Raw genomic sequence first — 20,554 nt, 5'->3', positions numbered from 1 at the left:
CCGCCGTACGAAGGGGAGCGCGCTTCCGTGATCCTTTCCCGTGTCCTCGCCCGGACCCGCGTCCGCGCTCCCCGTCCGGGACATGACCGCGCCGGGGCCCTGCGCCGCCTCCGTGTCGACTACCCGCGCCGGGGGCGGCGGGGCGCGGCCCGCTTCGTGCCGTCGTGGCGGCAGCTGCTCGCCCTGGCGCTGCTCGGCTGTGCGGCCGCCGCCGGGCTGCTCGGCTGGCTGTACGCCACGACGCCGATCCCGGACGTCAACGCCGAGGCCCGCTCGGAGGCGACCGTCTACTACTGGGCGGACGGCAGCCAGATGGTCTCGGTCGGCCCGGTCAACCGGCAGAACGTCCCCCTCTCCGACATCCCGGAGCCCCTCCGGAACGCCGTGATCGCCACCGAGAACGCCACCTTCTACAGCGACCCCGGCTTCTCGGTGCGCGGTCTGGCCCGTGCGGTGGTGAACACGGTGCGGGGCGGCGAGCTGCAGGGCGGCTCCACCATCACCCAGCAGTATGTGAAGAACACCTATCTGACGCAGGAACAGACCCTGTCGCGCAAACTGCGTGAACTGTGCCTGGCGGTGAAGCTGTCCCGGTACCTGACGAAGGACGAGATCCTCCAAGGGTATCTGAACACCAGCTGGTTCGGGCGCGACGCGTACGGGGTGCAGGCGGCGGCCGTCGCCTACTACGGCACCGACGCGCGCAACCTCGACCCGTCGCAGGCCGCCCTGCTGGCCGCGCTGCTCAAGGGCGGCGACTTCTACGACCCCGGGTTGAGCGAGCAGCACCGCCGCCGGGCGGAGGCGCGGTGGCGGTATGTCCTGGACCGGCAGGTGGAGGCGGGGTTCATGACGCGGGCGCAGCGGGCGGCGTACCGGGACTTCCCCGAGCCGCGCTCCCGTTCGGTGGCGGGCGGCATGGCGGGCCAGATCGGCTATCTGGTCGACGCGGCCAACAAGGACCTGCGCAACAGGACGGGCCTGACGGCCGAGGAGCTGGGGCGCGGCGGCTACCGCGTCCGTACGACGTTCGAGCGGGCGGCGGTGGACCGGCTGACGCGTGCGGTGGAGGGGGTGGCCGCCCGCGCGGCGGCCGGCTCCGGCGGTGCCCCCGGCGGGGGCGGGGACGGCGCCGTGGGCGGTGGGGAGCCGCAGTTCGGGGCGGCGTCGGTACGGCCCGGTGACGGGGCGGTGCTCGCGCTGTACGGCGGGCCCGACGCGACCCGCCACTTCACCAGCAACGCCGACACGGCGGGCGTGCCGGTCGGGTCCGCGTTCGCCCCGTTCGTGATGGCGGCCGCGCTGCGGAAGGGTGTCCGGGGCGACGACGGCACGGACGGCACGCAGGCCCTGCGCCGGGCCCTGGTGCGGGCCGACGCCGAGGTGTTCCTGCGGCTCGGCGAGGCGGTCGGGCCGGCCGAGGTGCGGGACGTGGCGGTCGGCGCGGGGCTGCTGCCCGGCAGCATGGCCGCGCTGGAGCCGCGGTTCGCGCTGGGCACGTCCACGCCGAGCGCGATCAGGATGGCGGGCGCGTACGGCACGTTCGCGACGGGCGGGCTGCGGGCGGAGCCGTACTCGGTGACGGCGGTGACGTACCGGGGCGCGCCGCTGGAGGGGCTGGAGCGGCCGGCCGCCCGGCAGGTGCTGGAGCCGGAGGTGGCCCGGGAGGTCGCGCGGGGCCTGCGGGACGTGGCGGTGGAGGCCGTCGACCCGGACACCCTCCGGGCGCTGGGGCCGGTGGCCGCCGGGCGTACGGGCGGCGCGGACCGGGCGGAGGCGGCGTGGTTCGTCGGCTACGGCGAGGACCTGTCGACGGCGGTGACGGTGTTCCGCCCCGGCCCGCGCGGTGCCGGGCTGCTGCCGCTCACCGGGCCGGACGACGGTGAGCTGCCCCTGCGGGCCTGGTCGGCGTACATGACGGCGAGCGCGGCGGCCGCAGGCGGGGGCTGAGGGGCGGAGGCTGGGAGCCGGGGTGGGGGCGCGCGGTGCGGTGTGGGCGGGCCGCACGCCCTCGGCTGGGGCTACTTCTCCTCGTAGTCCTCCCGCCTGACCCCGGCCTCCTCCATCGCCTCGCGCAGGGAGCGGCCGGAGCCGCCGGGCTGCCGTTCCTGCTGGTCTTCGGTCTCGGTGGCCTCGATGACGTCGTCCGTGGTGGTGGTCTTCGGACGGTTCTCCTCGGGAACGGTCACCTCGATCCCTCCTCCGTGCGTCGGGTCCTGTGCGTCGGTCGGCGGGTACCCGGGCCGCCCCGCGCGATGCCTCCCGGCAGCCGGGTCCACCTGCTGACCGGCGGCCGCTTCGTCGCGGACGGGTGCTTCGTCGCGGACGGGTGCTTCGTCGCGGGCGGGTGCCTCCTCGCGTACGGGTGCTTCGTCGCGGGCGGGCGGCGGGGCGGCGGGCGGGGCCGGATCGCGGTGGACGGGCGGGGTGTCCCGCGGCGGCGGTCCGCCGGGGGCCGGGCGTACGGTGAAGCCGCCCCGCCCGTCCATCCGGACCTCCAGCACCGCGTCGAACCCGTCGGCGCGCGACGGTCTGCGCAGCCGGGCGAGGGTGGCGCGGAAGCCCGCCTCCGGTACGCGCTCCCGGCCGTGCCGTGCGGCGTTGCGGCGCAGCGAGCCGGGCACGTCGGGCGGGAACCAGTACGCCGTGGCCGTGGCGCCGTGGGCACGGGCCTCGGACACGAGCGGGCCCCACTCCTCGGGCGACGGGTTGGTGTTGTCGACCGCCACCGGGCGGCCCGCGGCCAGCGCCTCGGCCACCTGGGCCATCTGCCGCCGCTGCTTGTTCCGGGCGCCGCGCGGGAAGAGGTCCTTGCTCACCAGCGCGTACCGGCCGGCGAGGCGCTGCCGGTAGAAGGTGGACTTGCCCGCGGCCTGAAGTCCCACGAGAACGGCCAGGTCCGGTGTCTCCTGCTGGTCGGGCATGGGCGGGCCTCCTGCCGTTCGGTCGCCGCCGGGGCCGTCAGAAGAGGGCGGCACCCCGCCATACCAGCATGGCCACGTCCAGGCCCGCCACGGCGATCGCCGCCATGAACGGCACGCGGGGCCGGTGCCGGCCGTACGCGGTGCCGGCCGCCGCCGTCAGCGCGGCGACCGTGAGACCGGCCGCGCCCAGGGCGTCGGGGCTGCCCGCGGCGATGACCGCCGACGCGAGGACCAGCGGCAGCGGGGTGAGCAGCCGCGTACGCCGGGGGCCCAGCCGCTGCGGCCAGCCGTGCACGCCCGTGGCGCGGTCGGCCGCGATGTCGGGCAGGGCGTTGCCCAGATGGGCCCCGACCCCGAGGAGCGCCCCGGCCGCCGGGAGCCACCAGGGCGGCGCCGGGCCGCCGGGCACCCCCAGCACGACGAACGCGGGCAGCGCGGCGAAGCCGACCGCGTACGGCAGCCAGGACAGCGCCGTCCCCTTCACGCCGAGGTCGTACGCCCAGGCCGCGGCGACCGCGAGGAGGTGGACGGCCCCGGCGGCGGCGCCGCACGCGAGGGAGAGAGGGACGCACAGGGCGAGCGCGGCGAGGCTCGCGGCCCGCACGGCGCCTTCGCTGACGACGCCCGAGACGACGGGCTTGTCGCGGCGGCGGGCGGCGCGGTCGCGGCGGGCGTCGACCGCGTCGTTGCACCAGCCGACCGACAGCTGGCCGGCCAGGACCGCCGCCGCCACCGGCAGGACGCCCGCGAGGTCCTGCCCCGCCGCGGCGGCCAGCGCGGTGGCGAAGAGGGTGACGGCGGCCGTCGGCAGCGGATGGCAGGCCCGGGCCAGACCGGTGACCATCCGGTACGCGGACCGGGCGGCCCAAGCGGCTCCCGGCGGGGCGGGAGCGGCGCCCGGCGGGGCGGGTTCCGGCAGCTTCAGGGCGGGGTCCCGGAGGACGGTGGCCGGGAGAGCGGGGTCCCGGAGGACGGGGTCCGGGAGGGCGGTGTCGCGGAGGGCCGCCGTGTCCGGCGGACCAGGGGTGTCCAGCTGGACGGGCGCGGGGCCCGGTCGGCGCGGGGAGGCGGCCGGGCGTTGCGGTGGAGCGGCCGGGGGCGGTGAGGCGGGCGGCGGGGCCGGCGTGGGTTCGTGGGCGTCCACCCGGGGATCGTAGGGCGCCCAACGGGGGATCCCCCGGTACGGCGCGGCGGCGCGGGGGCAGGGATGACCGCACGCCGTACCGACCTGGAGCCTCCGATGACCCGGATCGCCGCCGTGCACGGGGTCCTCGCCCCGCACCGGCACCGCCAGCGCGACCTCACCGACATGGTGGCCCGCGCCTGCCTGCCCGCCGGTGCGGACCGCCGCGCCCTGGACCGGCTGCACGCGGGCGCGCTGGTGGAGACCCGGCACACGGCGCTCCCCCTCCACCGGTACGGCGAGCTGGCGGACTTCGGCGCGGTGAACGACGCGTACATCTCCGCCGCCGTCGACCTCGGGACGCGGGCCCTCGCGGGGGCGCTGGACGCGGCGGGCATGTCGCCGCGGGACGTCGACCTGGTGCTGTTCACGTCGGTGACCGGGATCGCGGCGCCGTCCGTGGACGCCCGGGTGGCCGGGCGGCTCGGGCTGCGGCCCGACGTGCGGCGGCTGCCGCTGTTCGGGCTCGGGTGCGTGGCGGGCGCGGCGGGGCTCGGGCGGCTGCACGACTGCCTGGCGGGGTGGCCCGACCGGGTCGCGGTGCTGCTGTCGGTGGAGCTGTGCTCGCTCACCTTCCAGCGGTCCGACGCGTCGCCCGCGAACCTGGTGGCGACGGCGCTGTTCGGCGACGGGGCCGCAGCCGTCGTGGCCTGCGGGGCCCGGCGCTCCGCGGGCGGCACGGCGACCGGTTCCGGCGCGGGCGCGGGGCCGGCGGTGGTGGCGAGCCGGAGCCGCCTCTATCCGGACACGGAACGGCTGCTCGGGTGGGACGTCACCGCGGCCGGCTTCCGCGTCGTGCTCGACCCGGCCGTGCCCGACGTCGTGCGCAAGCACCTCGCGGCGGACGTGGACGGCTTCCTCGCCGAGTACGGGCTGGCGCGCCGCGACGTGACGCGGTGGGTGGCCCATCCGGGAGGTCCCCGGGTGCTGGACGCGGTCGCGGAGGCGCTCGACCTGCCGGACGGCGCGCTCGACGTGAGCCGCAGGTCGCTGGCGTCGGCCGGGAACCTGTCGTCCGCGTCCGTGCTGCACGTGCTGCGGGACACCCTCGCGGCCGATCCCCCGCCCCCGCCGGGCACGCCCGGCCTGGTGCTCGCCATGGGGCCGGGCTTCTGCACCGAACTGGTCTTGCTGCGCTGGTAGGAACGGAGAGACGTGAACGCGTACGCCCTGCTGGTCCTGGCGGTCGCCGCCGAACGCGGTGCCGAACTGGTCGTCGCGCGCCGCAACGCGCGCTGGAGCACGGCGCGCGGCGCCGTGGAGTTCGGGCGGCGGCACTACCCGGTGATGGTGGCGCTCCACACGGGCCTCCTGGCCGGCTGCCTGGCCGAGGTGTGGCTGGCGGGGCGGCCGTTCGACCCGGCGCTCGGGTGGACCATGCTGGCCGCCGTCGCCGGGGCGCAGGCGCTGCGCTGGTGGTGCGTGGTGACGCTGGGGCCGCGCTGGAACACGCGGGTGCTGGTGGTGCCGGGGCTTCCGCTGGTGGCGGGCGGGCCGTACCGGTGGCTGCGCCACCCGAACTACGTGGCGGTCGTCGTGGAGGGCGTCGCGCTGCCGCTGGTCCACGGGGCGTGGGTGACGGCCTTCGTGTTCACGCTGGCCAACGCCGCGCTGCTGGCCGTGCGGGTGCGCTGCGAGGAGGCGGCACTGGAGTGGGCGGCGCCGGGCGCCGGGGTCGCGCCGGTGGGGGCTGCGGGCCGGTGAGAGGACTGCGGACGGGCGCCCCGGTAGTGACCGGCGAGCGGTTGTACGGGGCGGTGGTCGGCGCGGGGCTGTACGGGGCGGTGGCCGGCGCGGGGCTGTACGGGGCGGTGGCCGGCGCGGGGTTGTGCGGGACGATGGCCGGAGCGCGGGCGCGTCCCCGGGTGGTGGCCGGTGTGGGGCCGGTGAGCGGCCCGCGGGTGGGCGCCGGTGGTGGGCGGGCGTGATCGACGTGCTGGTGGCCGGGGGCGGCCCCGCGGGTCTGGCCACCGCGATCCGGGCCGCGCTCTCCGGGATGGAGGCCGTCGTCGTGGAGCCGCGGCCGAACCCGGTCGACAAGGCGTGCGGGGAGGGCGTCATGCCCGGCGGGGTGCGGTCGCTGCGGGCGCTCGGCGTGGAGCCCGGCGGCCGGCCGCTGCACGGCATCCGGTACGTGGAGGGCCCGCACCGCGCGCAGGCCGTGTTCCGCGGCGGCACGGGCCTCGGGGTGCGCCGGACGGTGCTGAGCGCCGCGCTGGCCGAGCGGGCGGCGGAGCTCGGCGTACGGGTCGTGCCGGGCCGGGTGGGCGAGGTGCGGCAGGGCCCGGACGGGGTGCGCGCGGCCGGGCTGCGGGCCCGGTGGCTGGTCGCGGCGGACGGGCTTCACTCCCCCGTGCGCCGGGCGCTGGGCCTGGACCTGCCCGGGCGCGGGCCGCGCCGGTACGGACTGCGGCGGCACTACCGCGTAGCGCCCTGGTCCGGCTTCGTGGAGGTCCACTGGTCGCGGGAGGGCGAGGCGTATGTGACGCCCGTGGCGGAGGACCTGGTGGGGGTGGCGGTGCTGACGGGGGCCCGGCGCCCGTACGACACGTGGCCGGCCCTCTTCCCGGAGCTGGCCGAACGGCTGGGCGGCGCCCCGGCCGGGGAGGTGCGCGGGGCCGGGCCGATGCGGCAGCGGGTGCGGGGCCGGGTCGCCGGGCGGGTCCTGCTGGTGGGGGACGCCGCCGGGTACGTGGACGCCCTGACCGGGGAGGGTGTCGCCCTGGCGCTGGCGTCGGCGGACGCGGCGGTGCGCTGCCTGCGCGCGGGGCGCCCGGAGGCGTACGAGGCGGCGTGGCGGCGGCTGTCCCTCCGGCACCGGCTGCTGACGGGCGCGCTGGTGCGGGTGGGCTGCCAACAGGCGGCCGGGCGGCTGATCGTACCGGCGGCGTCCCGCCTGCCCCGGGTCTTCGCGGCGGCGGTCCACGCCGTGCAGTGAGGGCGCGGGAGTGGGCCGGGCCGCGCGGGGTACTCCGTCGGGCGTCCGTGCCGGTCGGGAACGACGTCCTGTTGTACGTCCGTCCCGGCGGTGTCGCGTCTGCCGAGCAGCCGTGGAGGTCGCCGTGCGCGTCAAGGATCTGGTCGTGGTGGTCACCGGGGCGTCCAGCGGGATCGGCAGGGCGACCGCGCTGGAGTTCGCCCGGCACGGTGCCGCGCTGGTGCTGGCCGCGCGCGGCGCGGAGGGGCTGGAGGCGGTCGCCGGGGAGTGCCGCGCCCACCGGGGCGCCCGTGCGCTGGTCCTGCCGGTCGACGTGGCGGACGAGGCGGCCGTCGCGGAGCTGGCCCGGCGGGCGGTACGGGAGTACGGGCGGATCGACGTGTGGGTGAACGCGGCGGCGGTCGCCGTGTTCGGCGCCGTGGAGGACGTACCCGCCGACGAGGTGCGGCGCGTGCTGGACGTGAACGTCGTCGGATGCGTCAACGGGGCGCGGGCCGCGCTGCCGGTGATGCGGCGCCAGGGCGCGGGCGTGCTGGTGGACGTGTCGTCGGTGCTGGGTCTGGTGTCGTCGCCGTACAACAGCGCGTACACGATGTCGAAGCACGCGCTGCTGGCGTTCGACGCGTCGCTGCGGCAGGAGCTGCGGCTCGCGGGCGAGCGGGGCGTCCATGTGTGCACGGTGTGCCCGGCGACCGTCGACACGCCGTTCTTCCAGCACCTGGCCAACCGGACGGGCCGCCGGGTGCGGGCCATGCCGCCGGTGTACACGGCGCCCCGGGTCGCCCGTGCGGTGGTGAGCGCGGTGCGCCGGCCGAGGCGCACGGTGTTCGTGGGCGTGTCGGCGCGGTCGCTGCGGCTGGTGGAGGCGCTCGTGCCCGGTGCGGTGGAGCGGACGCTGGCGGTGAAGGTGGACCGTACGCATTTCGTCCGGGGCGAGGGCGCCCCCGACCGCGACGGCACGCTGTTCGCGCCGCAGCCGGGGCCGGGCAGCGTGGGCGGCGGCTGGCACGGCAGGACCCGCACGGCGGGGCGGCGCGCGGGCGCGGCGGCGGTGGCCGGGGCGGGCGTGGCGGCGGCGCTGAGGCGGACGCGGGGGCGGTGACGCCCGTGCGGTGTGCGCGGAGCCGCGCGGCGTTCTCAGTGGGGGCGGCGGACCAGTCGCTGACCCGCCGCGAGCAGTGCGGCCGTCGGCGCGCCGCTGGTGCGCAGGGCCGCGCGGGCCGCGTTGGCACCCGGCGCACCGTGGACCCCGCCGCCCGGGTGCGCCGAGGCCGACGCCAGGTACAGGCCCCGTACCGGTGTCTCGGGGCGCCCGGTGCCCGGCACGGGGCGGAACAGCAGCTGCTGGTGGAGCGCGGAGGTGCCGCCGTTGATGGCGCCGCCGTGGAGGCTGGCGTCCAGGGCCTCCATCGTGGGAGGGGCCAGGACGCGGCGGGCGCGGATCGCGGAGCGGAACCCGGGGGCGTACGTCTCGACGACGGCCTCCATCCGGTCCGCCATGCGCTGCTGCTCGCCGGTGGTCCACGCGCCGGTGAGCCGGTCCGGGCCCGCGTCGCCCACGACGGTGCGGGGCACATGGGTGTACGCCCACGCCGACTCGGTGCCGGCGGGTGAGCGGGACGGGTCGGCGGTCGTCATCTGGCCGAGCACCAGGAACGGCCGGTCGGGGACGAGCCGGCGGGCGATCTGCGCGGCGAAGCGGGTCAGCTCGTCGACGCCGTCCGCGAGATGGACGGTCCCGGCGCGGGCGGGGCCGTCGGCCGTCCAGGGGATGGGCCGGTCGAGCGCCCAGTCGACCTTGACGGTGCCGAAGTCCCACTGGAAGCGCCGCATGTCGTCGCGCAGCCGGCCGGGCAGGTGCTCCCAGGCGACGAGCCCCCCGTACAGGGCGGGCGCCGGCACGTCGGCCAGCACGGCGCGGCGGGCTGCGGTGAACTGCCCGTCGGCGGTGCGCACCCCGACCGCCCGGCCGTCGCGCACCGCCACCTCCGTGACCCGCCGCCCGCAGCGGATGGTGCCGCCCCGGTCGGCGAGGCGGCGGGCGAGCGCGGCGGTGAGGGCGTCGGCGCCGCCGAGGGGCACGGGGAAGCCGACGCTCTGGCCGAGCATGCACATCAGCCAGCCGAAGCCGCCGCCGAGCGCCGTCTCGGGCGTGAGGTCGGCGTGCAGGGCGTTGCCGGCGAGCAGCACCCGCCCGCCGTCGCCCGTGAAGGTCTCCTCGCCCAGGCGGCGGGCCGGCAGGAGGCCCAAGCGGGCGAGGCGCAGCCCGTCGGCGACGCCCAGCCGGGCGGCGAGCCGCAGGCCGGGCCGTACCGGCGGGAACGGCGTGAACAGGGCGCGCAGGGCGTCCGGGCGGACGCGCTCCCACAGGTCGTACAGGCCCTGCCAGGCGGCGCCGTCACCGGGGGCGAAGCCCTCCAGCCCCGCCGCGGTGCGTTCCGGGTCGCGTTCCAGTACGGCGCAGCGGCCGTCGCGCAGGGGGTGGGCGACGACGGCCGGTGCGTGGCTCCAGCGCAGGCCCCACGCGTGGAGGCGCAGGGAGCGGATGACCGGGGAGGCGGCGGTGAGCGGGTAGAAGGAGCTGAACAGGTCGTGCGCGTAGTCGGGGTGGACGCCCCGGTCGGTGCGCACGGCGCCGCCCGGCTCGTCCTGGGCCTCCAGGACCTCGACGGACCAGCCGCGGTCGGCGAGGAGGTTCGCGGCGACCAGGCCGTTGGGGCCGGCTCCGATGACGACGGCGTCGGCCATGGGTCAGGCCGCCGTCGTGTGCGTGGCCTCCACGACTTCGGCGAGTCGGCGCAGCATGCGGCGGTGGCGGAGCTGGATGGCCGATTCGAGGAGGGCGTTGTGGAGCCGGGCGCCCGGCCCGCGCAGGGGATGCTCGTCGACGATGACGAGGGTGTCCTCGCCCCACGGCACGATCTCGATGGCGACGCGGGCGGTGCCGGCGGGGCCGCTCCTGACCTCCAGTTCGAGCCGGTTCGGCGGTTCGAGCCGGCGGACGACGGTGGAGCCCTCGAGTCGTACGGGGCCGAGGGCGACGGAGTACCGGAGGGTGGCGCCGACCTCGGGCCAGGTGCCGAACAGGGGGCTGGTCTCCTCGGTGCCGACGACCCATTCGGCGTACTTGTCGGGGTCGCTGAGGACCTCCCACACCGCTGAGGGCGGGCTCTGGATGAGGTGGTGCCGTACGGCCATGCCTGTTCCTCCGCGGCCGGGGTCACCCGCGGTGCGCGGGGTGACGGTCTGCGTCGACGGGACCTCTGACGGGTGTCCCGGCGGCCGCGGGTCAAACCCGGCCGTGCGCGCGAGCCCGGCCGTGCGCGGGGACCCGGCCGTGCGGGCGAGCCGGGCCGTCGTGGGGACCCGGCCGTGCGCGGGGGTCCGGCCGTGCGGCGAACCACGGCGGGCGTGCGCACCGCGGGCGTACGGGCGGACCGGGCCGTGTCGGAAGCGCCCGCACCGTCGTACGGGGCGGTCCCGGAGGAGTGACCGGCGGCGACGGGGCCGCGGAAAAGACAAAGGCAAGGAGGTCACCGACTCCTTGCCACTCTCAAGGTATAGCGCACGGGGGGCCTTGCGGCAAGGCCCCGGGGGTGGCGCAGAATGACCGGCCCGGGGTCGGAACGCAGGGAAACGACCGCTTCGCGACGTATCTGCGCTTTTATCGCATGCGGCGCCCCGGCTCCGACTGAAGTCCCCCTTCCTGAACGGGTGTTGTGATGATCGACGTGATCGTGGTCGGCGGCGGTCCGACCGGCTTGATGCTGGCCGGCGAGTTGCGCCTGCAGGGTGTGCGGGTGGTCGTGCTCGAGAGGCTGGCCGAGCCGACCGGGCAGTCCCGCGGACGCGGACTGCACGCGCGGAGCGTCGAGATGATGGACCAGCGCGGGCTGCTGGAGCGGTTTCTCGCGGTCAGTGAGAAGTTCCAGGTCGGCGGTCTGTTCGGCGGCATCGTCAAGCCGTGGCCGGACGGGATGGACACGGCCCACCCGTACACGCTGGCCACCCCCCAGCCGGTCACGGAGCGGCTGCTGCACGAGTGGGCCGTGGAGCTGGGCGCGGAGATCCGGCGGGGCAGCGAGGTGGTCGGGCTGAGCCAGGACGACGAGGGGGTGACCGTCGAACTGGCCCCGGGCGACGCCCGTGACGGGGGCGGTACGCGGCTGCGGGCGCGCTACGCCGTCGGCTGCGACGGCGCGCGGAGCACGGTGCGCAGGCTGCTGGGCGTCGGCTTTCCCGGCGAACCCGCCACGGTGGAGACGCTGCTGGGCGACATGGAGCTGACCGAGGACCCGGAGACGGTCGCCGCCGTCGTCGCGGAGGTCCGCAAGACGCAGCTGCGGTTCGGCGCCATCCCGGAGGGCGACGGGGTGTACCGGCTGGTCGTGCCCGCCGACGGGGTGGCGGAGGACCGCACGGTCCCGCCGACCCTGGAGGAGTTCAAGGAGCGGCTCCGGGCCGTCGCGGGCACCGACTTCGGCGCGCACTCGCCGCGCTGGCTGTCCCGGTTCGGCGACGCGACCCGGCAGGCGGAGCGGTACCGGGTCGGGCGGGTGCTGCTGGCCGGCGACGCCGCGCACATCCATCCGCCGACCGGCGGCCAGGGGCTCAATCTCGGTGTCCAGGACGCGTTCAACCTCGGCTGGAAGCTGGCCGCCGAGGTCAACGGCTGGGCGCCGGACGGGCTGTTGGACAGCTACCACGCCGAACGGCACCCGGTGGGGGCCGCCGTGCTGGAGAACACCCGCGCGCAGATCGCCCTGCTGGGCACCGATCCGGGGGCGGCCGCGCTGCGCGGACTGTTCCTGAGGCTGATGGACTTCCAGGAGGTGAACCGGTACATCACCGGGATGATCAGCGCGGTCGACGTCCGCTACGACTGCGGCGAGGGCCATGAGCTGCTCGGCCGGCGCATGCCGGACGTGCCCCTGAGCCGGGGCCGCCTGTACGAGCTGACGCGCGGCGGCCGGGGCCTGCTGCTGGACCGGACGGGCCGGCTCTCGGTCGGGGGCTGGGCGGACCGGGTGGAGTACGTGGCCGACACCGGCGCCGGACTGGAGGTGCCCGCGGTGCTGCTGCGCCCGGACGGCCATGTGGTGTGGGTCGGCGAGGAGCAGGAGGACCTGCTGGAGCGGCTCCCGAGGTGGTTCGGCGCCCCGGTCAGCTGACGCGGCGCGCGGGGAGGGCGCCGCCGCCGTAGCCCTCGGCCTTGAGCCGCGACCCGTCCCCGACGTGCAGCCCTCGGCCTTGAGCCGCGACCGGTCCCCGACATGGAAGTCGGGCAGCAGGGGCCCGCCGGGCCGCAGCACCCGCCGGTGAGGACCACCACGCCCCCGGCCCGGCGGGCTGCCGGTTCGCGGGGGCGTGCGGTCGTGGGGCGTCGGGGTGCGGCGGCGCGACGGGTTCAGTGGTCCGCGGGCCGCCCGGGGGTGTCGCCGTGGGCAGGGGGGTGTTTCCGCACGGACTCCTGGGCCGGGCGGCTCGGGGTCAGGGAGTCGGCGGCCTCGCCGTCGTCCGGGTCGGTCTCGTCCCGGTCGAGCCGCAGCTCGGCTTCCTCCACCTCGTGGAGGACCTGCTCCGCGGCCGTCCTCGGGGTGCGTTCCGTCTTCTGGTGCGTCTCCTTCATGCACCTCGTGTTCCTCGCGTACCGCCCGCTACACCCGTGCGTCCGTCCGGCGGCGTCCGGGAGGGGGCGCGGGCACGGGAGGCCCTCCGGAGGGGGCTGCCCGGGCCCCCGGGCAGCCCCTGGAGCCGCAGGTCGCAGGTGCTCGATCGCCCCTCCGGTCTGCCCCGATCCAGTTGAACACGTCGCTGTCTCTTCCACCCTGCCGCGCACTAGCATCCCCGCGAAGAACACCGGAAATGAAACATTCGACCGAATGCCGATGTGAGGACGCGATGACCGCACTCAACGCGATGACGGCACCGCTCGCCGATGTGGACCTCCTGGTGAAGCGGGACCAGTCCCGTCTGATCCACCCCCACCTCCCCGGTGACGTGCCCGATCGGCTGATCATGGTGGAGGGGTCGGGCTGCCGGTTACGCGACGCGCACGGCCGCGAGTACCTCGACGCCACCGGCGGGCTGATGCTCGCGCACGTCGGCCACGGGCGGCGTGAACTGGTCGAGGCCGCGGCCGGGCAGATGGCGAGGCTGGAGTACTACAGCAGCTTCCACGAGTTCACCAACGAGCCCTCGATCAGGCTCGCGGACCGGCTGATCGAGCTCGCGCCCGCCCCGATGGAGCGGATCTACTTCACCAGCGGCGGCGCGGAGGCCGTCGACGCGGCGCTGCGCATGGCCCGGCTCTACCACCACCGCCGCGGCGAGCGGGACCGCACCTGGGTCCTGGCCCGCAACCTCGGCTACCACGGGGTCACGTACGGCGGTGCCGCGGCGACCGGTCTGCCCATGTTCCACCAGGGTTTCGGGCCCATGATGCCCCACGTGCGGCATCTGACGCCGCCGATGCCCTTCCACCCGGAGATGTACGGCGGTCAGGACCCGACCGAGTTCTGTCTGCGCGAACTGCGCGAGACGATCGAGGAGATCGGCGCGGAGAACATCGCCGTCATGATCGGCGAGCCGATCCTCGGCGTGGCGGGCGTGGTGGAGCCGCCGGCCGACTACTGGCCGCGCGTACGCGAACTGCTGTCGGCGCACGGGATCCTGCTCATCCTGGACGAGGTCATCACGGCGTACGGCAGGACCGGGCACTGGTTCGCCGCCGACCGGCTGGGCGTGGCGCCCGACTTCATCGTCACCGCCAAGGGGCTGACATCGGGTTACTTCCCGATGGGCGCGCTGCTGGTCGCCGACCACGTGGTGGACGTCGTCACCCGCGACGAGGGCTTCGTCGGCGGCTACACCTACAGCGGGCACGCGACCGGCTGCGCGGTGGCCCTGGAGAACCTGGCCATCCTGGAGCGGGAGGACCTCCTGGCCGCCGCCACCCGGATCGGCGACCGCCTCGGCGAGCGGCTGCGCCGGCTGGAGGAGCTGCCCGTGGTCGGCCAGGTCCGGCAGATCGGCCTGATGATCGGCATCGAGCTCGCCGCCGACCCGGACACCGGGGAGCCGCTGTCCGCCGAGTGGGTACCGCCCCTGGTCCGGGAGCGCTGCGGCGTCATCGTCCGCAACAACCCCAACACCGTCCTGATGAGCCCGCCGCTGGTGATGAGCGAGGAGGAGGCGGACCGGGTGGCGGAGGCCGTGGGCGGCGTCCTCACCGAGTACGCCTCCCGCAGGCGCGGCCCCTCCGCCGCACCCACCCGCGCCCTGCCGGTGCTCGACCGGCCGTGGGAGCGGCCGCCGTCGATGTCCGACCTGCTCGCCGCCGCCATGGAGTGGCACTTCGACCCGAAGACCGGCTCGCGCTTCTGGCTGGAGCGCGCCAGGACCCTGGACTTCGACCCGCGCAAGGACGTCCGCACCGAGGCCGACCTGGCTCTGTTCCCGAACGTCGTGGACGAGCTGCGGGACGTCCGCGTGGAGGACCTCGTCCCGCGCGGCTACGGGGACCAGCCGATCCCGCTGGAGGTGTACGAGAGCGGCGGGACGACCGGTGCGCCCAAGCGCATCGCCTGGCTGCCCGACCTCCACGAGCAGCTGATCACCTGGCACTGCGCGGTCCTCGACGACCGGGGGGTCCCCCGCGGGGCGAACTGGCTGACGATCGGCCCGAGCGGACCGCACATGTTCGGCCCCATGGGGCGCTCCCTGGCCCATCGCCGCGGGGGCCTTCCGTTCACCGTCGACCTCGATCCGCGGTGGGCCAAGAAGTGCGTCGCCGAAGGCAGGAGCGAGGAGGCGAAGAGGTACCTCGCGCATGTCCTCGACCAGGTCGAAACGATCCTGCGGACCCAGGACGTCGGTGTCGTCTTCACCACGCCGCCCATCCTGGAGGCGCTCGGCGCGGACGAGGAGCTGGCCGGACTGGTCAACGCGAAGGTCCGCACCCTCATCTGGGGCGGGGCGTCGATGAGCCGGGACACGCGGAGCCTGCTGCGCGACGAGGTGTTCCCGCGGACGCGGCTGCTCGGCTTCTACGGGAGCACGATGGTCGGCGCGGGGATGTACGAGCGGGACGGGCTCGCCGCCGACGAGCCGTCGACCTTCGACCCGCCGTACCCCTTCGTCAGCATGCGGGTCGTCGACCCGGACACCGGCCGGACCGTGCCCTACGGCGAACGCGGACAGGTCGTCATGAGCCACGTCAGCCGCAGCATGCTCCTGCCCAACAACCTCGAACGGGACACCGCGATCCGGGTGCGCCCGGCCGAGGGCTCCGGCGGCGACGCGGTCGCCGACATCAGACCGGTGCCGACGTTCGACGGGACGACCGTGGTCGAGGGGGTCTACTGACATGCCGGACTCCGCGGAACCCCTCCACCTCGACGCGCTCGGCCCCGGCGGGCCCTACCGGACGCACGAGACGGACGTCGTCCACGACGTCACCGGCCGTCCCGTCGCGCGGCTCAGCATGGTGCCGCGCCTCTACGCGCGGCGCACGCTGACGGCGCTGCGGCGGGCCGAGCCGCTGCCGCTGGACGAGCGGGTGGCGGCGCTGGCCGAGGCCGGGCGGCTCTTCGCCACCGCCACCCTCGGCGGGCTGACGCCCGAGCGGTACGAGCACACCGTCGCCCGCGTCAGCGGCCTGCCCCTCGGGACGGTGCGGGAGTCGACCGGCACCCTCGCCACCGGGCTGGCCGGGGCGTACGGCTTCGCCTCGCAGGCCCGGCCGCGCGGCAGCAGGGACAGCGCCCCTGGCACGGGAACGGCCGCGTGGCTGCGGCGCGGTGAGGTCTTCGCCGCGCTCACCGCCGGCAACCACCCCGGGATCCACGCCCAGTGGGTGGAGGCGCTGGCGCTGGGCTACCGCGTGGCGCTGCGGCCCTCGCGGCGCGAACCGCTCAGCGCGCACCGGGTGGTGAGCGCGCTGCACGCGGCCGGGTTCGGCGGGGACCAGGTCGCCCTGCTGCCCAGCGACCACGGCGTGGCGGACGAGCTGGTGGCGGGCGCCGACCTGGCGATCGTCTACGGCGGGGACGCCGTGGTCGACAAGTACCGCGCCAGTACGACCGTGCTGCCGCACGGGCCGGGGCGGGCCAAGATCCTGCTGACGGCGGAGACCGATGCCTTGCGGCATCTCGACACGATCGTCCACTCGGTCAGCCGGCAGGCGGGCGCGGAATGCGCCAACACGACGGCCGTCTTCGTGGAGGGCGACCCGGCGCCGGTCGCCGAGGCCGTGGCCGCGCGCCTGGCCGAGCTCCCGTCCCTGCCGCCGACGAGCGAGCAGGCGGTCCTTCCGGTGCGGGAGCTGGACGCCGCGCGGTCCCTGGAGAAGTACCTGCACGCCGCGGCCGCCGGTGCCAGGGCGTGGCTGGGGGGTGACACGGTCGTCGCCGACCTCGGTGACGGTTCCGCCGTGCTGCGCCCCGCGGTGTTCCAGCTGGACCGGGCGGACGCTCCGCAGGCGCGACGGGAAATGCCGTTCCCCTGCGTGTGGTTCGCGCCGTGGAGCCGAGCCGACGGCCTGGCCCCGCTGCGGGACACGCTGGTGCTGACGGCGCTGACGTCCGATCAGGAACTGGTGGCACGGCTCCTGAGCGACCCGGACATCCGGAACCTCCATGTCGGCGACCACCCGACCGACGTGCTGGTGCCGGGCCTCCCCCACGACGGGTACCTCGGCGAGTTCCTGATGCGCAGCAAGACCTTCACGGGCGGGCCGGTTCCGGTGGCGTAGGGCACGGGGGCGGGCGGGGTAGGGGCCGTGCGGACAGCGGCTGCCGGGGCCCGGGGCGGCGGCTCCGGGCCCCGGCGGGGTGGCGGCCACAGCGGCGGGCGGATGCCTGGCGCCGGGACCGGGGCGGGCGCCGGAGGGCGGGCGGGGGCGTGGCGCCGCGCGGCCGTGGCGTGAAAGTTCCGTCCGCCGACGGCCGTCGCCCCAGCTTGGCGGCGCTTGCAGAGGCGTAGACCAACGGCGTTCGCGCCCCGCCCTTCCCCGGCGCGTTCTACGTGCGTAGCGTGAATCCGCCACCTGACATGTTCACCTCAGGCTTTCGGAGGCACGCCATGCCCGTGCACAGATCCGGAACGACCCGAACCGCCGTGGCCACGGCCCTGCTGGCCGTCCTGGCCCTCCTCCTCACCCTCCCCGGAGCGGCGAACGCCGCCGACAAGCCCGGCAAGCCGCCGCGCGGCTCCGCCCGCATGGGCATGGGCGTCCCCGCCCACGACGGCGTCGGCGGCATCCCGCCCGCCGACCCCTACGCCACCCAGACGGAGGGCGTGGACGTCTCCAGCCACCAGGGCAACGTCAACTGGCCGGCGCTGTGGACGAGCGGCGTGAAGTGGGCGTACGTGAAGGCCACCGAGGGGACGTACTACAAGAACCCGTACTTCCCGCAGCAGTACAACGGCTCGTACGACATCGGCATGATCCGGGGCGCCTACCACTTCGCGACCCCCGACACGACGAGCGGCGCCGCCCAGGCCGACTACTTCGTCAACAACGGCGGAGGCTGGTCCAGGGACGGCAAGACCCTGCCGGGCGCGCTGGACATCGAGTGGAACCCGTACGGGTCGGCCTGCTACGGCAAGACGCAGGCCGGGATGGTCAGCTGGATCCGCGACTTCCTGGCCCGCTACAAGCACCGCACGGGCCGCGACGCGGTGATCTACACGGCGACTAGCTGGTGGAAGCAGTGCACGGGCAACTACGGCGGCTTCGGCGCCACGAACCCGCTCTGGATCGCGCGGTACAACACCACCGTCGGCGAACTCCCCGCCGGGTGGCCCTACTACACGATGTGGCAGTACACCTCCACGGGTCCGATCGTGGGCGACCACAACCGGTTCAACGGCGCGTACGACCGCGTCCAGGCCCTCGCCAACGGCTGAGCCGGGCGCGACGGGGGGCGGGCCGGGGGTGTGCGCACACCGCGACACCCCCGGCCCGTGGGCCCGCCCGGCTCCCGCGCCCGCCGGGCTCCCGGCCGGGGTCGGGGGCTCCGGCGGGCCACCGGTACGTGCGGGGGCCGGTCAGCCGGCGGGACGGGCGTAGTCGCCGAAGCCGGTCCAGTCCAGGGTCACGCAGGGCTCGTCGCCCACCACCCAGGCGTCGTGGCCCGGCTCGATCATGATGAAGTCGCCGGGGCCGGCCTCGCCGCTCTCCCCGTCGTCCATCACGATCTTGATCCGGCCGCTGACCACGTACCCGGTGTGGGCGGCCTGGCAGCTGTCGGTGCCCACGAGCGGCTTGACGTGCTCCGACCAGCGCCAGCCGGGCTCGAAGACGGCCCGCCCGACGGGGCCGCTCTCGGTGTTCAGCAGATCCAGCCGTCCCTTGTCGCCCTCGAAGGGACGCGTCTCGTCGGCCGCGTCGAAATTCCTGCAGACGATTCCTGCCATGGTCGTCCGCCTCCCAGGGAGTGCCGCTTCCCCCGAGTCCTCTTCCAGGCTACGCGCGCCCCGCGAGCCCGCGCGGCCAGGCGGACCGCACCGTCCCCACCCGGCGGCGCCCCGCCCACCGGCCCTCCGGAGCAGCCCCCGGCCCGGCCGCTGCGACGCCCGACGCCCTGACCCCCGAGGCCCGGCCGGCGGGATCCGGCCCCGGCCGCGGACGGCCGCGCCGCCACGGATGATCTTCAGCCACTTTTCCGCGCCCTCGTCGGCGGCGTCGCGGCGGGCGGAACCGGAACCGCCGGTCGGCGCCCCGCCGCCGGTTCCGCCGGGGGGCCCGCAGGTGGGCGCCCTTCGGCGGTCCCCCGGGCCCGCCGCCGCCCCACCCCGCCGACCGAAGACGGCGGGCGTTGCCGCCCTTCGGGTTCCGGCCTGATCGGCGCGGCCGGCCGAAGGACCGGGAACCTCCACCCCCGCGCCTCCGACTACTGGAACGAGGCCGCCGACCGGCGGCCGCGCAGACGAGGGGGAGGGCCCAGGGTGTCAGACCACGGTTTCGGTTCGGAACCGTCCGGTCACATACCGGAACCCGCCGACCGCTGGCTCCTGGTCGCGGTGGCGGGCCTGCTGTCGTTCGTGGCGATGCTGGACATGAACATCGTCAACATCGCGCTCGCGGCCATCTCGGACAGCCTGGACGTGTCGGCGGCGACCGCCCAGTGGGCGGTGCTCGGGTACCAGCTCCCGGTCGTGGCCCTGCTGCTGCCGGTGGGCCGGTGGCTGGACGGGGTGGGACAGCGCTCCGCGCTGCTGGTCGCGGCCGGCGGGTTCGCGGTGTGCAGCGCGCTCGCCGCCGTCGCGCCCTGGGTGGCGTGGCTGATCGCCGCGCGGATCGCCCAAGGCGCCTTCGGCGCCGTGCTGTTCGTGCTCATGCCGGTGCTGGCGATCCGCTCCGTACGGCCCGAGGCGCGCGGGCGGGCGATGAGCGTGCCGGCGACGCTGGGCCCGCTCGGCGCGGTGACCGGCCCCGCGGTGGGCGGACTGCTCCTGGACCACCTGGGCTGGCGCGCGGTGTTCCTCGTGAAGATCCCGGTCTGCCTGCTGGCGCTGGTGGTCGCCTGGCGGGCCATGCCGAAGGACGGCCGGCTGCGGGGACTGGACCGGCGCGCCCTCGTCGACACGGCGCTCGTCGCGACCGGCGTGACGGTGCTGCTGGTGTCGCTGACGCTGGCCTACGACGCGCCCGGGTGGCTGCTGCCCGCGCTCGCCGCCGTGCCGCCGCTGTGGTGGTGGCTGCGCGGACCGGGCGGCCGCCCGGTGACCGGCGCGCTGCGGGACTCGCGCGCGTATCCGGCGCACGGGGCCGTGCTGGGCCTGGCGGCCGGGTTCGCGGCGACGCACTACGTGGCGGCCCTGTACCTCCAGCGGGACACCGGGTTCTCGGCGACGGCGACCGGGCTGGCGCTGCTGGCGTTCCCGCTCGGGATGGGCGTGGCGGGGCCGGTCGGCGGGCGGCTCGCCGACCGGTACGGGGCCCGGCCCGTCGCGGTCGTCGGCGCGTCCCTCACCGCCCTGGGCCTGCTGCTGCTGGTGCCGCTCGGCGACGACTGGTCGCTGCCGGACATCGCGTGGCGGCTGGCGCTCGCCGGTGTCGGCATGGGCCTCAACGGCGGCCCCACCCAGGCCCTCGTCATGGGCGCCGCGCCACGGGAACGCACCGCCACCGTCGCCGCCACGCTCCAGCTCGCGCGCAGCCTGGGCTTCACCGTGGGACCCGCGCTGGCGACCGCCGCGTGGGGTCTCGCGGGACCCGCCGACGGGGTGCGCGCCGGCCTCGCCCTGGCCGCCGTCGCCGCCTGCGCCGCCGTCCCGCTCATCGCCTTCCGGGGCCGTACGGCCCCCTCCCCCGCCGGCGAGAGGGCCGGGGCGGCACCCGGCACGTCCCCCGCGACGGCCCCCGCCGCGGCAGCCGGCGGCCGGACCCCCGGCACGCCCCCCGAAACGGCCGCCGGTCCACGCGACCGGACGGCGACCGACGAAGAACCCGACGAGACGACCGACGCGGCCTCCGCCGCCCGCCCCTGAACCAGGAGAACC

The 20,554-nt window shown here is 76.4% G+C and carries 16 protein-coding genes; 10 read left to right on the top strand and 6 right to left on the bottom strand.

Annotated elements, in window-relative coordinates; all coding sequences use genetic code 11:
- The first annotated feature begins 27 nt into the window (after nucleotides 1-27).
- Nucleotides 28-1,950, top strand: coding sequence for a transglycosylase domain-containing protein (locus tag ACSUPT_RS27290; RefSeq protein ID WP_436945929.1), 1,923 nt, complete (start codon nucleotides 28-30; stop codon nucleotides 1,948-1,950).
- A gap of 71 nt (nucleotides 1,951-2,021) precedes the next feature.
- On the opposite strand, the gene ACSUPT_RS27285 is transcribed toward ACSUPT_RS27290, so the two are convergent.
- Together ACSUPT_RS27285 and ACSUPT_RS27280 are read right to left on the bottom strand one after the other, a co-directional pair.
- Nucleotides 2,022-2,924, bottom strand: a complete 903-nt coding sequence (locus ACSUPT_RS27285) for an AAA family ATPase (protein WP_436945928.1) — start codon at nucleotides 2,922-2,924, stop codon at nucleotides 2,022-2,024.
- Nucleotides 2,925-2,961: 37 nt separating this feature from the next.
- Nucleotides 2,962-4,068 (bottom strand): UbiA family prenyltransferase, encoded by a 1,107-nt coding sequence (locus tag ACSUPT_RS27280; RefSeq protein WP_436945926.1) that lies wholly within the window; start codon nucleotides 4,066-4,068, stop codon nucleotides 2,962-2,964.
- A 96-nt stretch (nucleotides 4,069-4,164) separates the two neighbouring features.
- On the opposite strand from ACSUPT_RS27280, the gene ACSUPT_RS27275 reads away from it, so the two are divergent.
- From ACSUPT_RS27275 to ACSUPT_RS27260, 4 genes are all read left to right on the top strand, one after another.
- Nucleotides 4,165-5,250 carry a type III polyketide synthase gene (locus ACSUPT_RS27275; RefSeq protein WP_403504078.1) on the top strand — a complete coding sequence of 362 codons (1,086 nt, stop codon included), beginning with the start codon at nucleotides 4,165-4,167 and terminating at the stop codon, nucleotides 5,248-5,250.
- Nucleotides 5,251-5,262: 12 nt separating this feature from the next.
- Nucleotides 5,263-5,811, top strand: a complete 549-nt coding sequence (locus tag ACSUPT_RS27270) for an isoprenylcysteine carboxyl methyltransferase family protein (RefSeq protein WP_436945925.1) — start codon at nucleotides 5,263-5,265, stop codon at nucleotides 5,809-5,811.
- A gap of 220 nt (nucleotides 5,812-6,031) precedes the next feature.
- Complete coding sequence (locus tag ACSUPT_RS27265) at nucleotides 6,032-7,045, top strand: NAD(P)/FAD-dependent oxidoreductase (RefSeq protein ID WP_436945923.1); 1,014 nt, start codon at nucleotides 6,032-6,034, stop codon at nucleotides 7,043-7,045.
- A 124-nt stretch (nucleotides 7,046-7,169) separates the two neighbouring features.
- Complete coding sequence (locus ACSUPT_RS27260) at nucleotides 7,170-8,147, top strand: SDR family oxidoreductase (RefSeq protein WP_361664346.1); 978 nt, start codon at nucleotides 7,170-7,172, stop codon at nucleotides 8,145-8,147.
- Between the two features lie 35 nt (nucleotides 8,148-8,182).
- Here ACSUPT_RS27260 and ACSUPT_RS27255 read toward each other — a convergent pair whose 3' ends face one another.
- Complete coding sequence (locus tag ACSUPT_RS27255; protein WP_436945922.1) at nucleotides 8,183-9,793, bottom strand: phytoene desaturase family protein; 1,611 nt, start codon at nucleotides 9,791-9,793, stop codon at nucleotides 8,183-8,185.
- Between the two features lie 3 nt (nucleotides 9,794-9,796).
- Nucleotides 9,797-10,243, bottom strand: a complete 447-nt coding sequence (locus tag ACSUPT_RS27250) for an SRPBCC family protein (protein ID WP_365728614.1) — start codon at nucleotides 10,241-10,243, stop codon at nucleotides 9,797-9,799.
- Between the two features lie 524 nt (nucleotides 10,244-10,767).
- On the opposite strand from ACSUPT_RS27250, the gene rox reads away from it, so the two are divergent.
- The gene (rox, locus tag ACSUPT_RS27245; protein ID WP_436945920.1) at nucleotides 10,768-12,216 is read left to right on the top strand and encodes a rifampin monooxygenase; all 1,449 of its coding nucleotides are present in this window, start codon (nucleotides 10,768-10,770) and stop codon (nucleotides 12,214-12,216) included.
- Between the two features lie 236 nt (nucleotides 12,217-12,452).
- Here rox and ACSUPT_RS27240 read toward each other — a convergent pair whose 3' ends face one another.
- Entirely contained in the window at nucleotides 12,453-12,674 is a 222-nt protein-coding gene (locus ACSUPT_RS27240) for a hypothetical protein (RefSeq protein WP_351964124.1), read from the bottom strand.
- Between the two features lie 272 nt (nucleotides 12,675-12,946).
- Here ACSUPT_RS27240 and ACSUPT_RS27235 point away from each other — a divergent pair, with 272 nt between their 5' ends.
- From ACSUPT_RS27235 to ACSUPT_RS27225, 3 genes are all read left to right on the top strand, one after another.
- Nucleotides 12,947-15,412, top strand: coding sequence for an aminotransferase class III-fold pyridoxal phosphate-dependent enzyme (locus ACSUPT_RS27235; RefSeq protein ID WP_436945919.1), 2,466 nt, complete (start codon nucleotides 12,947-12,949; stop codon nucleotides 15,410-15,412).
- A gap of 1 nt (nucleotide 15,413) precedes the next feature.
- Complete coding sequence (locus tag ACSUPT_RS27230; protein WP_436945918.1) at nucleotides 15,414-16,799, top strand: aldehyde dehydrogenase family protein; 1,386 nt, start codon at nucleotides 15,414-15,416, stop codon at nucleotides 16,797-16,799.
- 329 nt (nucleotides 16,800-17,128) lie between these two features.
- Complete coding sequence (locus ACSUPT_RS27225; RefSeq protein WP_436945916.1) at nucleotides 17,129-17,956, top strand: lysozyme; 828 nt, start codon at nucleotides 17,129-17,131, stop codon at nucleotides 17,954-17,956.
- Nucleotides 17,957-18,097: 141 nt separating this feature from the next.
- On the opposite strand, the gene ACSUPT_RS27220 is transcribed toward ACSUPT_RS27225, so the two are convergent.
- The gene (locus tag ACSUPT_RS27220) at nucleotides 18,098-18,466 is read right to left on the bottom strand and encodes a cupin domain-containing protein (protein ID WP_351964120.1); all 369 of its coding nucleotides are present in this window, start codon (nucleotides 18,464-18,466) and stop codon (nucleotides 18,098-18,100) included.
- Between the two features lie 531 nt (nucleotides 18,467-18,997).
- On the opposite strand from ACSUPT_RS27220, the gene ACSUPT_RS27215 reads away from it, so the two are divergent.
- Nucleotides 18,998-20,542, top strand: a complete 1,545-nt coding sequence (locus tag ACSUPT_RS27215; RefSeq protein ID WP_436945914.1) for an MFS transporter — start codon at nucleotides 18,998-19,000, stop codon at nucleotides 20,540-20,542.
- Nucleotides 20,543-20,554 lie beyond the last annotated feature (12 nt).

Origin of the sequence: Streptomyces sp. SudanB25_2051 (genome assembly GCF_964272635.1) — a bacterium.
GTDB lineage: Bacteria > Actinomycetota > Actinomycetes > Streptomycetales > Streptomycetaceae > Streptomyces.
Note: the sequence above shows the minus strand (reverse complement) of the source record. Positions and strands in the feature narration are given on the sequence as shown.

Bases quoted from the DNA above. Each gene is read 5' to 3' on its own strand.
- ACSUPT_RS27285 (WP_436945928.1), bottom strand. From the start codon at position 2,924: ATGCCCGACCAGCAGGAGACACCGGACCTGGCCGTTCTCGTGGGACTT.
- ACSUPT_RS27275 (WP_403504078.1), top strand. From the start codon at position 4,165: ATGACCCGGATCGCCGCCGTGCACGGGGTCCTCGCCCCGCACCGGCAC.
- ACSUPT_RS27255 (WP_436945922.1), bottom strand. From the start codon at position 9,793: ATGGCCGACGCCGTCGTCATCGGAGCCGGCCCCAACGGCCTGGTCGCC.
- ACSUPT_RS27250 (WP_365728614.1), bottom strand. From the start codon at position 10,243: ATGGCCGTACGGCACCACCTCATCCAGAGCCCGCCCTCAGCGGTGTGG.
- rox (WP_436945920.1), top strand. From the start codon at position 10,768: ATGATCGACGTGATCGTGGTCGGCGGCGGTCCGACCGGCTTGATGCTG.
- ACSUPT_RS27240 (WP_351964124.1), bottom strand. From the start codon at position 12,674: ATGAAGGAGACGCACCAGAAGACGGAACGCACCCCGAGGACGGCCGCG.
- ACSUPT_RS27235 (WP_436945919.1), top strand. From the start codon at position 12,947: ATGACCGCACTCAACGCGATGACGGCACCGCTCGCCGATGTGGACCTC.
- ACSUPT_RS27230 (WP_436945918.1), top strand. From the start codon at position 15,414: ATGCCGGACTCCGCGGAACCCCTCCACCTCGACGCGCTCGGCCCCGGC.
- ACSUPT_RS27225 (WP_436945916.1), top strand. From the start codon at position 17,129: ATGCCCGTGCACAGATCCGGAACGACCCGAACCGCCGTGGCCACGGCC.
- ACSUPT_RS27220 (WP_351964120.1), bottom strand. From the start codon at position 18,466: ATGGCAGGAATCGTCTGCAGGAATTTCGACGCGGCCGACGAGACGCGT.